The organism is Leptotrichia sp. oral taxon 215 str. W9775 (assembly GCF_000469505.1).
Classification (GTDB): domain Bacteria; phylum Fusobacteriota; class Fusobacteriia; order Fusobacteriales; family Leptotrichiaceae; genus Leptotrichia_A.
In genome coordinates, this window is sequence record NZ_KI272837.1 from 12,806 (window position 1) to 27,365 (window position 14,560).

Genomic DNA, 14,560 nt, shown 5'->3' on the forward strand with positions numbered 1-14,560 from the left:
ATAATCAACTTGGTTTTATAAAGTTCTTTTTAGGAATTTAAAAACTGAGTTGATTTTTTATATGGCCAAAAATCCAGGAAAATGAGGAAATAGTGTAAAAGTAAAAATATTCACAGCAATTTCAGTTGTAAATAATCATATAAAGAAGTATAATATATAATATTAGAAAAGGAGTGTGGGAGTTATAATGAAACTAACTTATCTTGGCTTAAAATCTGACTTGAAGGAAATCCTTCCGGAAGAATTTAATAGGAACGAAGAAGTTTTATATGTATTTGAAAATACATCTTCGTTTTTTGAAATAAAAAGGGAGTACTTACAAACATTTCAGAACATTTTCAATAATTTTAAACTGATGAACAGCTATGATTTTTATGAGAAACTTTTTGAAACGGATAAAATTGTCATAAAGGAAGAAAAACAGGCTGTACTATTCTATAATTCATTGGATAAAAGTATAAAAAGAGAGCTGAAAATAAAGAATTACTATGATGCAATAGACATTGCATATAATTTTTATACACTTTTTTCTGAATTACAGGAATATAAAGTGGATTATTCAAATAAAGAGGAATTAGGACTTGAAAAATGGCAGGAAAAAACATTTGATGAGCTTGTTAAAATAAATAAAAATATAGAAAAAAAAGTACAGGAAAAAGGACTTATTTTACCTTATATGCTTAGAAGAAAAGAAAATATATCAGATGTTTTCATAAAAAAATATAAGAAAATATGTTTTATAAATAAGATTAAATTTACTCCATTTGAGAAAGAAATGATTGAAATTCTTGAATCAAAGGGAATAGAAATTGAAAATAAGATTCAGCTTGGGAAAAATGATTTTGATGAGGAAAAACTCCAAATAAAAGATAGTTTTTCACTACCTGAAAAGGAGGAATTTGAGAGGGATTTTGGTGTAAATATTGAAATTCATGAATATGAAAATAAATTTACACAGCTTCTGGGAATGATAAAAAAGCTTTCTTCCGATGATATTTCAGGTGAAGATGTAAAGGAATGTAAAATATATGATTTACAGGGAAGTATTGAAAATAATGAGGCAGATTATCATCTTCTGAATCAGTCTAAAATAAAATATAATCTTGAAATAACAATGCAGAAAACAAAAATTTATAAGGTTCTGGAACTTTTATACAATATTCTGGAAAATGTAAGGCCGGTTCATTTAAAAAATGGGGATGTACATTACATGTTTAAAGTTAAGGAATTTTATAATGCGTATAAATCAGATAATTTTTTAAATACTTTTGATCTTGGAAAAACTTATTCCTATTTCCAATCTTTTGCAAGGGAGGATTATAAATATATTTCGAAGGAGCAGTTAAGTAATTTTGTCAAAGAAAGTGAAGATGGGGAAAGTTTCCTATATAAAGATGAAGTTAAAGTACTTGCAGAATTTATGGGGGAATTGGAAAGAATATTGAATTTTTCCACTTTAAAGGATTTTGAAGATTATCTTTCGGAGCTCTTCAATAAAAATGATATTGAAGGAAGCAATGTCCGTGATAAATATTTTGAAGCACTTTCAGAAATGACAGTTCTGGAAGAATTTGATTTTGATGATTTGTGGGAAGGATTTTTTGGGAAAAATATATCTGCAAGCCTGCTGAAATTATTTTTGAAATATCTGGATAAAAAGGCTATAAGTCTTGATCTTGAAAAAATAAGTGAAGAAGATGTGGAGCAGTACAGTATAAATGATTTTTCCTCAATTTCAGAAACTTCTAAAAAAAATCTGATATTTTTAAATCTTCAGGATACGTTTCCTGAAGTAAAGGTAAATAATTTCTTTTTTTCAAAGATACAGAGGGAAAAAATAGGACTTCCTGTTTCAGAAGAAGAAAAAAAGGTTGAAAATTTTAAACTTATTAATAATATTTTGAATGCAGAAAATGTGTGTCTGTCGTATATTAAAAATATAGATGAAAATAAAGACTGCTCAGGAATTATTGAAGAAATAAGGCTGAAATACGGTAAGGAAGTAATAAAAAATGAAATACTGGAAAAGGATGAACTTGAATTTGTAAAAAGATATTTTACAGAAGATAAGTGGAAAAAGAGAAAAATAGGGAAATTTATAAAGTCTAAGCTGAAAAAGGATCTGGAAAGATTAAAGGATGCAAAATTGAATTTAGGATATTATTCATTTGAGAAAATAGAAAAGTTTGAATATGGATATTATCTTGAAAATATGATAGGAAAAACTGAAATAGAGGAAATTGATGAAAAGATTAACCCTCTGATGTTTGGTAGTATAATTCATTCTGTTTATGAAAAAATTGTAAAGGAAAATAAGGAAAAGATAGAAAAGTTTGAATATGATGCAGATATTAATGAAATAAGAAAAATACTGAATGAAGTACTTAATTCCTATGAATATAAAATGCCACAGGAATTTATTAAATTTTATAGGGAAATATCATTTGAAGAAATTGCAAAATCTATCAAAAAGTTTTTCAGGCAGTTAAAGGAGGAAATGCTGAATCAATCTGAAATAGAGATTTATTCTGAAGAAAAAGTAAGACTTGATAAAGAAAAAAATATTTATAAAAATGTATATATAAATGGAAGAATGGATTTATATATAAAAACAGCTATAGAAAAAATATTTGTAGATTACAAGTCAGGAAAATTAGATAAAAAGGAAAAAATAGAGGAGGCCCAGAGACAGCTTGACTATTATTCGATAATGCTGGAAGAAAATGATGGAAAAGAAATAAAAAAATGGATAGTAGATACATGGAATGGTGAAATAATAAAAGATGGGAGGGAAACTCCTTCACTGACTGAAGACGATATAAAAAATGTTTTAAAAAGATATTATGAAAATGAATATTACAGTATTGGAGAAGGAGAAAAAGAACCAGAAACGTTTAATTATAGAACATATAAAAATATATGCAGATGGAAAGATGAGGTGGATGGAGAAAATGAATAGGACAGTATTGAAGGCAAGTGCCGGAACAGGGAAAACGTACAGACTTTCCCTGGAATTTATAGCTAACCTTATAAAAGGAACAGATTATAGAAATATAGTTGTAATGACTTTTACAAAAAAAGCAACTGCTGAAATAAAAGAAAGAATATATGATTTTCTTTATCAGATTGCCTTTGAAGAATATAACTGGCAGGATCTTGAAAAAAATCTTAAGGAAATTTATGGATTAAAAGATTCCCAGATAAATAAGGAAAAACTTCAGGAAATATATTTTAATATTATAAGAAATAAGGATGAAATACGTATCTATACAATTGACGGTTTTACAAACAAAATATTTAAAAATACGATAGCACCTTTTTTTGGAATATATAATTTTGAGACTCTTGATGAAGAGGATGAGGAATTTTATGGAAATATACTTGGACAAATTTTAGAAAATGAAGATTATTTTGAAAAATTTCTATTTTTAGTAGAAGAGAAAAATGAAAAAAAGAAAATAACAACATATATAGATTTTATAAAAGATATACTAAATATACAGAATTATTTTATTTTGTCTGAGGAAAAAACTGATTTTGGTGAAAAAAAGGAAGATACAAGTTTTGTAAATTATCTTGAAGAGACATTTAAACATATTGAAGTGGTAGCGGAAGTAAAAAATAAAGGGAATAAAAGTGAGTATAATCCAGTAACATATTATATAAACAAGGATTTTCATAATATTTATAAAAAATTTAAAAATATTGATGAAATAATAAAGGATAAAATTGAAAATAAGAGGGAAAAGATAGATATAATAATGCAAAATTGGGGAGCTTTTTATGATAAGGGAGGCTTTAAAGTAAAAAATGGACAATCTGTAAAAGGAAAAAATGTAGAAGATTATATTGAAAAGATAGATAACTTAAAAGAACCTTTCATGAAAAGTCTGTCAAAAAATATATTTACACAAAAAGTAATTCCTCTCCATGAAAAAATGACAGAAATGGCAGAAATAATCTACAGTATTGCTGAAAATGAAAAGAGAAAGTCAAAGAGATTTACTCATAATGATGTTTCAGTTTACACATATAAATTTATTTATAACAAGGAACTTAGCTTTATTCAGGGAAACGGTGTTACAAAGAATTTCCTTGAACTGATTGGTGGAGAAATAGACACCATAATGATAGATGAGTTTCAGGATACAAGTGTTCTGCAATGGAAAATCCTGAGTTTATTAATGGAAAGTGCCAAAAATATAATTTGCGTTGGAGATGAAAAGCAGAGTATATACGGATGGCGTGGCGGAGAAAAAGAGCTGTTTGAAAAACTTGATAAAATAATAGATGGAAAAGTTGAAAATCTTGATAAATCCTACAGAAGCTATAAACAGGTTATTGAAAATGTAAACAGGATCTATGAAAACTATGGTGAAAACTGGGAATATTCACCTGTAAAATATAGAGATGATGAAGAATATCAGGGAGGATATTTCAGTTACTGTTTAAGAGAAATTCCTGATAAATCTGAAGTTGCCAAAACATACGAAGATATAGTAGACATGATTAAGAAAGGGAAAATAAAAAATCTTGGAAAAAGCTGTATTTTATGCAGAACAAATACCCAGATACAAAAAATTGTTGAAAGACTGAATGAGGAAAATATTCCTTATACATTAAACAATAATGCATCTATACTGAATCATGAAGCTGTAAACCCGTTGTATAAGCTGATAAAATATTTTGTATTTCATAACTTTGTATATTTTCTGGAATTTATGAGATCTGATCTTATAGGCTGTTTAAATGACCATGTGGGATATCTTCTTGAAAATAAATCAAAAATAGAAGAGTATATGAGGGATGAAAAAAATGAAACTTTTTCAGAATATGTTAACAGGCAGGAAGAAATTACAGCAGTAAGCCTTAAAAAATATGAAGAAATAGATAAAATGGAAAGAAATAATCTTCTTTTTTCAGATGTACTGTATAAAGTAAAGGAATTGAAAAAGTTGGCAAAAAATCTGAACAGTAAATATGAAAAGGAAAATTTTTCTCAAAAAATAATAGAAAATTTCAATGTGATAAATTTCTATTCAACAAACAGTGATATAAAAAATATATTCAATTTCTTCAATATACTTAAGGAAAATGATAATTTATTTGAATTTATAAGTTTTATGGAAGAAAAAAAGGATAAAATAACTCAGATGAGCAGCAGTGACTTGGAAGCAATAAATCTGATGACTATACACAAATCAAAAGGACTTGAATTTGATACAATATTTTATTATAAAAGTAAGAAAAATATAAGTGGATCCAATAATCTGGAAATCTATTTTGAATATGATGAAAAATTTACAAAGTTGAATAAAGTTTTATTAACTTTTGGAAAGTACAATAAGACCTTTATTGAGGGAGATTATAGTGATATCAGGGAAAACAGGGAATATAAAAAGGAAATGGAAGAAATAAATGCTGATTATGTGGCTCTGACAAGGGCAAAGAAAAATCTGATGCTATTTTTTGACACAAACAAAACAGTAGAAAAAGGTCTTGCTAAAAGGCTTATAGATGTTTATGGAGAAAATGAAGGATATGAATGTGGAGAAATTACTGAAAGTGAGAAAAAAATAGAGGATAATTTATCTGAAAATAATCAGCAGACAGATGAAAAGCTTAACAGAATAATGCCTTATTTTTCAAACAGCAAAGTAAATTTCCCTGTGAAAGATTTTAAAATAACACTGAAGGAAGAGTTTAAGAGAAAGAAAGGTCTTGCTATACACTATTATTTTGAACATATTTTAAATAATATTGAAGAAGATAAAAAGACAGCAAAATCAGCTCTTTTAAGCAGATATGGAAATATGCTTGGAAAGACTATTTTAACAGAAATCATTTCCAGACTGGAAGAGTTTATTTCTAAAAATAGGGATATCTACGATAAAAAATATAAAGTATATACAGAATTTGAAATATATGATTCAGAGGGAAATAAGAAAATTATGGACAGAATAAATATTGATGAAGAAAATAAGAAAATATATATTTTTGACTACAAGACAGGATATGAACCGTTAGAAAATGAAACATATATCCAGCAGATTGAAAATTACAAGCAAATACTGGATAAAAAACTTGATGGAGAATATGAAATTTATACAAGAATACTGGAAGTGTAAAAAAGAAAATAATCGTTACGAATCAGACTATGGTTCATAACGATTATTTTTTAATTTCATCTTTTATACAAGAAGAAATACAGCAAAGAAATGTGCTATACTTCCCATAAGTACAAAAAGATGCCATATCATATGGTTATATTTACAGATTTTCCACATATAGAAAATAGTTCCCAATGAGTAAAGAATTCCTCCTGCAATAAGAAAAGCCAATGAGATATTACTTATATTTGCACGCAATTCCCCCCATGAAAACACAATCATCCATCCCATAAACAGATAAAGGAGGGTGGAAAACAATCTGAATCTTCCTGTAAAAAAGGCTTTAAATGTTATACCTACTATACATATAATCCACTGAATCCAGAGTACAAGCATTCCTGTTGGAGATTTTACAACTAGAATCAGGAAAGGAGTATATGTAGCCGCTATCAAAATATAAATGGCTGAATGGTCCAGTATTTCAAAAACCATTTTTGCAGTTCCAGGCTTTAAACCATGGTAAATAGACGACATAGTGTAAAGTGTTATTAATCCAAGACCAAAAATGATAAAGGAAATAATGGCTGGAATACTGTTTACCCAGCTGGCCCTTATTATGAGAAGAATAAATCCAAGGATTGAAAGCCCTGCCCCGACAGTATGACTGACAAAATTGGCAATTTCTTCTTCATGGGAAGTTCCTTTTTCCAGACCCATTTCATTTTTTTGACAGCTTTTCTTTTTTAGATTTATATTATTTGAATTTTTCATTTCAGCTCCTTTCATCAGATATACACATATATCCGAGCTCTTTATCTTCTAATATTTTATACCTTTTAAAAGAAAAAATCAAATTTAAAATTAAAAGTTAAATTTTTTCATCAAATGGTTTAAACTGACAAGATCTTCCTTTGAAAAATTAGAAAATATTTCATTAATTTTTTCTATCTGTAAGGGCAGAATTTCAAAAATAGCTTTTCTTCCTTCAGCTGTCAATCTTATATGGGTAATACGTTTGTCAGTTTCAGATTTATTTCTGCAGATAAGGCCCATTTTTTCAAGTTTGTTTAATATATAGGTAATACTTCCGCTTGTAACTAATATTTTTTCCCCTATTTTCTGGGTTGTCTGCTCACCTTTCTGAAACAGCAGATCAAGGACAGAAAAATCAGTCAGGTTTAATCCAAATTCTGAAATATTTTCATTTAAAACTTTTGTGAAATAGCTGTTTACCTGAGTAAGTGTAATAACGGTATCTAGAAGCTCTTTATATTTTAGCATTTACATCACCTTATTATCTTAATTTCAAGATAATATTAGCAAATTATATTTTTTTTGTCAAACTATTATATATGAGCAAATATATTTAAAATCAGAAAAAATAGAATGTTGTGAAAGACAAAAAATAATTTTTAAAAAAATTAATTTATTTTTATGAGAAATAAATTTGACTAATATAAGTTTATACGATAAAATATTATCATTATCAAAATAAATTACTTTGAAAGGAAAAATAAAAATGATGATACATTATTTTATTGCAGGTGGGATTTTTATGTGGGGAATATTGCTGGCATCAATCTGTGGATTTGCAATAGTCCTCGAGAAATTATGGCTTTTTTTCACAAAGGAAAAAGATTATACAAATGAGTACAGAAGACAGCTATTTAAACTACTGCTGACAGAAAGCAAGGATGAAATAGTAAAAGTTACTGAAACAAAAAAGGATTCTGTATCGACGGTTATTACTAAAATAATGAAAAGTATAGATTTAGATTTAGATAAAATGGAAGATGTGGAAAGGGAGTATATTGAGGAAATAATACGTGAAGCTGTTCTGGCACAGACAGGGGAACTGGAAAAAGGAATGTGGCTTCTTGGAGCAGTTGTAAATACAGCTCCACAGTTGGGACTTCTTGGAACTGTTACAGGAATGATTGCTTCATTTTCTGCATTGACGGCAAATAACGCCGACAGTGCAAAAGCTGTTGCGGCTGGAATATCTGAAGCACTTTATACAACTGCTTTTGGACTGATTGTAGCTATCCCTTCCCTAGTTTTTTATAATTATTTTAACAGAAGGATAGATGCAATAATTCTTGAAATGGAAAGGGCGGCCCTACATTTTCTTACTAGAATTAAAAAGCATGAAATTGTTTGTAAAGGTGCTCAATTATAGAGTGTGTCATTAAAGAAAAGAATATTTCTATTTGTGAAAGGAATTAAAAAATGAAATTTGTAAACCGTAGAAGTAAGCAGAATACTGAAATATCAATGTTAAATCTGATAGATGTAATATTCATGCTTCTTATATTCTTTATGATTGCCACTACATTTAATAAATATTCGCAATTTCAGCTGTCAATACCTAAGTCTGATGCGAAATTTGATAAAAAGGAAGAAACCAGGGCAGAAATAGTAGTAGATAGAAATAGGAACTACTACATAAAAATAGGAGATAATGTAAAGCAGATTTCTCTGGAAGGTATTCCGGCTGAACTGGACAAGCTTCCAAAAGAACTTTTAGGAAATATTACAGTTACTGCAGATGAACATCTGGAGTATGGAACTATAGTGGAAACAATGGCAAAGTTAAAAAATAAGAATATAAAGAACATCAATCTTAATATACAAAAAAATAATAAATAAAATACAACAAATGAAGAAAGGAGAAGTGTGACAAATGTATATTAATGTCACACATAGGTGAAACTTATGTTAAAAAAAATTGCAATTTTCAGCTTGATTTTAGCTGCTTTTTCTCTATATGCAGAAGGGGAATATGAAGGAAAACTTCAGGAAACAGTTGTTACAGCGACAGGATTCAGCGATAATATCGAGAATCAGATAAAAAATATTACTGTTATTACATCTGAAGATATTCAGGAAAAGGGTTATAACAATGTGGAAGATATATTGAAACAAGCTCCTGGAGTAAACATAACTCAGACAGGATTTGGATCTGCTGTTGATATAAGAGGACAAGGAAGATTTGGACTTGGAACAAGTGGAAATGTTTCTAAGGCAGTTTCTTCAGTAAAGGTTCTTATTGATGGTGATATTGCAATGGATACAATAGATGCTTCCCATGCCTATATTCCTTTAAACACAATATCAGTTAATGATATCGAAAGAGTTGAAATAATAAATGGTGGTGGAACTGTACTTTACGGAAGTGGAACTAGAGGTGGAGTTGTAAATATTATTACTAAAAATAGAACGAAAGAAGGAGCTTCAGGAAAAGCTTATTATCAGAACAGTTCTTATGGAACAAATAAGCTTGGATTTGATGCGGGAATAAACTTTAACAATAAATTTATTATAGATTTAGGATATGAAAATACTAATGGAAAAGGTTATAGAAAAGGGGAAAAGGAATCATATGATTATTTAAAAGGTGGTTTAAAATATAATATAACTGATAACCATAGTTTAAAATTTAAGGCTGCAAGATATAATTCAGAGGAAACTTTTGCAGGAGCATTGACTGAATCACAGCTTTTAAATGACAGAAAACAGTCTGGGGATTTAAGCCACATGGAAGTTGAAAGAAAAGAATACAGTTTAGGTTATGATGGTAAAATTACTGATGCTTTTAGACTTTCATTGTTAGGTTATAGACAAAATACAGATAAATTATCACCAGGAACTCCTACAACATTGTTTAAAGATACAAAAAAAGGGATAAACTTTAAAGGGAATTATGAACTGGAAAATGGAAATATAATTTTTGGATATAACTATATTGACCATGAAGGAAGCAGAAGACAGACTATATTTGGAACTCCTATAATAAGTGTAGATTTATCTAAAAAAACAAATTCTTTTTATCTGTTAGGACGTCATAAAATAGCTGGTAATTTAGAAGGAACAGCCGGATACAGATATGAAAGGGCAGAATATGAAACAAATAGAAAAGTTCCTGCTTCTGTTATGAGAATGGGAGGAAGAGTAATTAATATACCTGGAAGAGAAACAGTAGGAACTAAAAAGGAAAGTAACAGCGCTTATGAATTAGGTCTTAATTATAAATATTCTGATACAGGAAATGTATATGTAAAATATGAAAGAGGATTCAGATCTCCGGCGGCAACAGAATTTGTTGACTATGCACCGGGAGCGAGAACTTATACATTAAACAATATAAAAACAGAAAAATTTGATACATATGAAATAGGATTTAAAGATATGTTATGGAATTCATTTGTGAGTGCAACAGCATTTTACACAAAAACAAATAATGAAATCTATTTAAATATGGATCATGGAGTTACATCAGGACCGGCTACAGCAAGATGGACTTTCCATAATTTGAAGGCAACAGAAAGAGCAGGAATAGAATTGTTTGCTGAACAGTATTTTGGAAAATTAAGAGTAAATGAATCCTTCTCTTATGTAAATGCTAAAATTAAAAAGGTTGGCGATGATACACTGGCATCAGCTACTCATAAATTTACAGATGGTCAGAAAATACCAGGAGTTCCTTCAGTAAAAGCAACACTGGGAGTAGATTATGAAATAGTTGATGGGCTAAGAGCAACAGCTGATTTAAACTATTATTCAAATGCTGTTGATAACTACAATAAAAAAATACCTTCTTATTCTACAACTGATTTAGGATTAAAATATAAACATCAAAGTGGATTTGGATTAACAGCAGGAGTTAAAAATGTATTTAATAAAAAATATAATGTAAGTCAGACAACAAACACTCTTACAGGCCTTACAACTTATTCACCTGCAGATGAAAGAACATACTTTATAGGAGCAAGCTATGAATTCTAGCATAAATATGAAAAGAATATATTTAGCATTGTCACTGCTTCTGATTATATTCATATTTATAGCACTTTCCCTTGGAGATACAAAAATATCAATAAAGGAAATAATGGGTCTTTTGACAGATAAAAATTTCATAGATGAAAGAAATATAAGATCAATACTTTTTGATGTGAGATTACCTAGAATATTTATGGCAATCCTGATAGGAATGCTGCTGGCAAGTTCTGGGACAGTCGTACAGACTGTTTTCCAGAACCCTCTGGCAGACCCTTATATAATTGGAATATCTGCAAGTGCCACTTTTGGTGCAGTAATTGCATATATGCTCAATTTATCTGATGTAATGTATGGAATATTGGGATTTGTAACTTCAGTAGTCGTTTCCCTTATTATATTCAGGCTTTCAAAATCTAAAACAAAAACTGATATAACAACATTGCTGATTGTAGGAATAGCTATTTCCTCCTTTCTGGGAGCCTTCACCTCCTTCAGCATGTACATGATAGGCCAGGATTCCTTCAGGATAGTGGCATGGATGATGGGATATGTAGGAGCCGCATCGTGGATGAAAGTTTCTATTCTCATAGTTCCCCTTGCTATATCAATTATGTACTTTTATCTGAAAAGACACGAACTGGATCTTTTACTGAGTGGAGATGAGGAAGCTCATTCCCTGGGACTGAATGTAGGAAAATTAAAGAAAAATATGCTTATTGTTTCATCCCTGATTGTGGGATTTTCAGTAGCATTTACTGGAATGATAGGTTTTGTAGGTCTTATTGTGCCTCACACTATAAGATTGATAGCAAAAAGCAGCAGCAATACAAAGCTGATTCCATTATCTACATTAGGTGGAGGACTATTTTTACTTGTATGCGATACAATCGGAAGAACGGTGCTGAATCCTGTTGAAATTCCAATAGGAGTTGTAACTGCATTTTTTGGAGCTCCTTTTTTTCTGTATCTTGCAATAAGAAGAAGAGGTGTATAAAAAATGAAAAGAGATATTTCAATAGAAAATGCCAGTTTCAGTTATGGATTAGGTGAGGAAAATCTTCTTGACAAGATAAATTTAAATATAGAAAAAGGAAAATTTATAGGAATTTTAGGGCCTAATGGCTGTGGAAAATCAACACTTTTAAAGGTGATATTAAAATATCTGAATCCAAAAGAGGGAATTATTAAAATTGAAAATAAGGAACTGAAGGAATATACCCAGTCGGAGCTTGCTGAAATATTAAGCTTTGTTCCCCAGAAGTCATCCCTTACAATGCCTTTGACAGTGGAAGATGTTGTCTATATGGGAAGAGTTCCTTATATGAAAAATAAGTGGACAGGATTTGACAGGGAAGACAGGGAAAAAGTGGAAAAAATAATGCAGATGCTGAAAATAGATAAATTTAAAAATAGAGTTGTTTTTTCACTGTCGGGAGGAGAATTTCAGAGGGTTCTTCTGGCAAGGGCATTAGCCCAGAATACAAATATAATGCTGCTTGATGAGCCTACTTCAGCTCTTGATATGAATTATGCACTGGAAATAATGAGACTTACTTCATATTTTGTAAAAAATGAAAGCCTTACAGCAGTAATGGTGCTTCATGATCTGAATCTGGCTTCAATGTACTGCGACAGCATAATATTACTGAAGAATGGAAAAATAGCATATGAAGGTACTCCAAAGGAGCTTTTCAGGCCTGAAATTCTGGAAGAGATATATGGATTTAACTGCGAAGTGATAGAAAATAACGGTTTTTCTTATGTAATACCGAATAAGATTTAGGAGGCAAAAGCAATGAAAAATATTAAAATAGGAAAATTGGCAAAATATAGTTTATTTATTTTAGTCTTACTATTTGCAGTTTTTTCATGCGGTAAAAAGGAAAATGAAAAAGCCAATGCAAATACTGAAACCAAAGTAAATGATAAAAGTGGGAAAAAATATGACAGAATAGTTGTTCTTGATCCGGCAGTTATTGAAATGGTATATCTTCTTGGAGGTGAAGATAAACTTGTAGGAATTGCCAGACTGGAAAATTCTAAAATCTGGCCTGAAGAAAAAACAGAAAAACTTGAAAGTGTCGGAACATTTATAAATCCGTCGCTGGAAAAAATAATAGCATTGAAACCGGATTTAGTAATTACAGCTTTTCATTCATCAGATGCCATTGATAAAAATTTAAATTCTAATAATATTGAAGTTATAAAAGTACAGGCAAACTCAATAGAGGATATATTTAAGAATTTTCAGAAAATAGCAAAAATTCTTGGAAAAGAAGAAGAGGCGGAAAAAATAATTGCTGAAAAAAGACAGAAAATAGAAGAAATTAAAAAAATGGTCAAAGATGAGCAAAAAGGTTTATTTATACTGGCACCTACACCAATGAGAGTTTTTGGTAAAGGAACATTGCCTAATGATATTATGGAAATGCTGAAAATTAAAAATATTGCGGCGGGAATGGAAGGAATGAGTCCTACTTTGACACCGGAATACATAATAAAAGAAAATCCTGATATAATTCTGACATTTGTAAAGAATCCTCAGGAAATAGTGAAGGCAAATCCTCAGATAAAGGACATCAATGCAATAAAAAATAGTAAATTCGTTGTTTTGGAAACAGGTCAGATATTAAGGGGATCGCCTAGAATGATAGATTATATAGCTGACGTTTATCAAAAGACGAAATAAATTTTTTAAAAGTTGTAAAGAAGGGGAAAAAATGAAATTTTATATAATTTCAATAATTTTAAATATAATAGCTCTTTTTATTCCGGTAGTTTACTATACTTCCGGTGGCGGAGGAAAAGGGAAGGAACAGGATGAAACAGTAACTGTAAATTTAAATGAAAATATATTTAATGATACTTCCCAAGGAGCAGGGCAGAAAAGCGACGGAGCGGGAATTTCTGCTAAAGGTAATGATAATACAGGAATTCAACAGACAAGTCCAGTTTCTCAGCCACAGGAAAAAATAAATACAGTTAACAGCCAAAATAATCAAAAGGTTGATACTGTATCACCAGTTTCGCAAAATAAGACAGAACAGCCAAAAGCTTCAAAGTCTGATAATAAACCACCAGTTTCACAAGGTTCCTCTCTATCAGCGGTTCAGCCTTCAGGAAATACTGGGAAAGCTGTACAAAGTAGCGGAAATACATCAGGAAATGCAAAAAGTTCAGCTTTGGCAAGTGGAAGTACGGCAGGTGCAGGTCATTCAGGAGAAGGAAGCGGACACCATACAAATGCCGGTAGTGGAAATGGTCACGGAAGCTCAGAAACTGGAAAAACTTCAGGTGGCTCTGGAGGAGGTTCAGGTGGAGGCCGAGGAACAGGGACAGGTAGTGGGGAAGGTAAAAATACAGATGTATGTAATGAAGGAAAAGATTTTACAGTATCATATAATCCAAACCTGAAATATCCTGTTGCTGCACAAAGACTTGGGAATAAAGGGGTTGTTGTAGTTATGGTAAAACTACGTTTCAATAGCAGCGGTTCAGTCAGTGTAATTTCAGCTTCAGGAGGAAGTGGAGTATTTCAACAGGATGCAAAAAGTGCGGCAAGCAGAATAAAAGTAAATATAAAAAATCCTGACACATTAAAATGTACAATATCAAAGCCGTTTAAATTTGAATTGAAATAATTGGATATTTAAAAAATAAAAAATACAATA

The 14,560-nt window shown here is 30.2% G+C and carries 11 protein-coding genes; 9 read left to right on the top strand and 2 right to left on the bottom strand.

The window, feature by feature from the left end; all coding sequences use genetic code 11:
• Window positions 1-187 precede the first annotated feature (187 nt).
• On the top strand, window positions 188-2,959 hold the full coding sequence (locus HMPREF1984_RS03485; RefSeq protein ID WP_036099627.1) for a PD-(D/E)XK nuclease family protein: 2,772 nt from the start codon (window positions 188-190) through the stop codon (window positions 2,957-2,959).
• Window positions 2,952-6,128, top strand: coding sequence for an exodeoxyribonuclease V subunit beta (locus tag HMPREF1984_RS03490; RefSeq protein WP_084408405.1), 3,177 nt, complete (start codon window positions 2,952-2,954; stop codon window positions 6,126-6,128). The genes HMPREF1984_RS03485 and HMPREF1984_RS03490 overlap by 8 nt, the downstream gene beginning before the upstream one ends.
• Window positions 6,129-6,191: 63 nt before the next feature.
• Here the strand turns inward: HMPREF1984_RS03490 and HMPREF1984_RS03495 are convergent, their stop codons facing one another.
• Both HMPREF1984_RS03495 and HMPREF1984_RS03500 read right to left on the bottom strand, forming a co-directional pair.
• On the bottom strand, window positions 6,192-6,881 hold the full coding sequence (locus tag HMPREF1984_RS03495; protein WP_084408403.1) for a hemolysin III family protein: 690 nt from the start codon (window positions 6,879-6,881) through the stop codon (window positions 6,192-6,194).
• A 90-nt stretch (window positions 6,882-6,971) separates the two neighbouring features.
• Entirely contained in the window at window positions 6,972-7,391 is a 420-nt protein-coding gene (locus HMPREF1984_RS03500; RefSeq protein ID WP_021766519.1) for a MarR family winged helix-turn-helix transcriptional regulator, read from the bottom strand.
• 238 nt (window positions 7,392-7,629) lie between these two features.
• Here HMPREF1984_RS03500 and HMPREF1984_RS03505 point away from each other — a divergent pair, with 238 nt between their 5' ends.
• From HMPREF1984_RS03505 to HMPREF1984_RS03535, 7 genes are all read left to right on the top strand, one after another.
• Complete coding sequence (locus tag HMPREF1984_RS03505; protein WP_021766520.1) at window positions 7,630-8,289, top strand: MotA/TolQ/ExbB proton channel family protein; 660 nt, start codon at window positions 7,630-7,632, stop codon at window positions 8,287-8,289.
• Window positions 8,290-8,339: 50 nt separating this feature from the next.
• Window positions 8,340-8,759, top strand: coding sequence for a biopolymer transporter ExbD (locus HMPREF1984_RS03510; protein ID WP_021766521.1), 420 nt, complete (start codon window positions 8,340-8,342; stop codon window positions 8,757-8,759).
• A 66-nt stretch (window positions 8,760-8,825) separates the two neighbouring features.
• Window positions 8,826-10,895 carry a TonB-dependent receptor gene (locus HMPREF1984_RS03515; protein ID WP_232219680.1) on the top strand — a complete coding sequence of 690 codons (2,070 nt, stop codon included), beginning with the start codon at window positions 8,826-8,828 and terminating at the stop codon, window positions 10,893-10,895.
• Window positions 10,885-11,883: an iron ABC transporter permease gene (locus HMPREF1984_RS03520; RefSeq protein ID WP_021766523.1), complete on the top strand. Its 999-nt coding sequence runs from the start codon at window positions 10,885-10,887 to the stop codon at window positions 11,881-11,883. The genes HMPREF1984_RS03515 and HMPREF1984_RS03520 overlap by 11 nt, the downstream gene beginning before the upstream one ends.
• A 3-nt stretch (window positions 11,884-11,886) precedes the next feature.
• Entirely contained in the window at window positions 11,887-12,672 is a 786-nt protein-coding gene (locus HMPREF1984_RS03525) for an ABC transporter ATP-binding protein (RefSeq protein WP_021766524.1), read from the top strand.
• A gap of 12 nt (window positions 12,673-12,684) precedes the next feature.
• Window positions 12,685-13,578, top strand: a complete 894-nt coding sequence (locus HMPREF1984_RS03530) for an ABC transporter substrate-binding protein (RefSeq protein ID WP_021766525.1) — start codon at window positions 12,685-12,687, stop codon at window positions 13,576-13,578.
• 31 nt (window positions 13,579-13,609) lie between these two features.
• Complete coding sequence (locus HMPREF1984_RS03535) at window positions 13,610-14,530, top strand: TonB family protein (RefSeq protein ID WP_021766526.1); 921 nt, start codon at window positions 13,610-13,612, stop codon at window positions 14,528-14,530.
• Window positions 14,531-14,560 lie beyond the last annotated feature (30 nt).

Excerpts from the sequence above, each read along its gene's own strand:
- HMPREF1984_RS03485 (WP_036099627.1), top strand. The coding sequence starts at position 188 with ATGAAACTAACTTATCTTGGCTTAAAATCTGACTTGAAGGAAATCCTT.
- HMPREF1984_RS03490 (WP_084408405.1), top strand. The coding sequence starts at position 2,952 with ATGAATAGGACAGTATTGAAGGCAAGTGCCGGAACAGGGAAAACGTAC.
- HMPREF1984_RS03495 (WP_084408403.1), bottom strand. The coding sequence starts at position 6,881 with ATGAAAAATTCAAATAATATAAATCTAAAAAAGAAAAGCTGTCAAAAA.
- HMPREF1984_RS03500 (WP_021766519.1), bottom strand. The coding sequence starts at position 7,391 with ATGCTAAAATATAAAGAGCTTCTAGATACCGTTATTACACTTACTCAG.
- HMPREF1984_RS03505 (WP_021766520.1), top strand. The coding sequence starts at position 7,630 with ATGATGATACATTATTTTATTGCAGGTGGGATTTTTATGTGGGGAATA.
- HMPREF1984_RS03510 (WP_021766521.1), top strand. The coding sequence starts at position 8,340 with ATGAAATTTGTAAACCGTAGAAGTAAGCAGAATACTGAAATATCAATG.
- HMPREF1984_RS03515 (WP_232219680.1), top strand. The coding sequence starts at position 8,826 with ATGTTAAAAAAAATTGCAATTTTCAGCTTGATTTTAGCTGCTTTTTCT.
- HMPREF1984_RS03520 (WP_021766523.1), top strand. The coding sequence starts at position 10,885 with ATGAATTCTAGCATAAATATGAAAAGAATATATTTAGCATTGTCACTG.
- HMPREF1984_RS03525 (WP_021766524.1), top strand. The coding sequence starts at position 11,887 with ATGAAAAGAGATATTTCAATAGAAAATGCCAGTTTCAGTTATGGATTA.
- HMPREF1984_RS03530 (WP_021766525.1), top strand. The coding sequence starts at position 12,685 with ATGAAAAATATTAAAATAGGAAAATTGGCAAAATATAGTTTATTTATT.
- HMPREF1984_RS03535 (WP_021766526.1), top strand. The coding sequence starts at position 13,610 with ATGAAATTTTATATAATTTCAATAATTTTAAATATAATAGCTCTTTTT.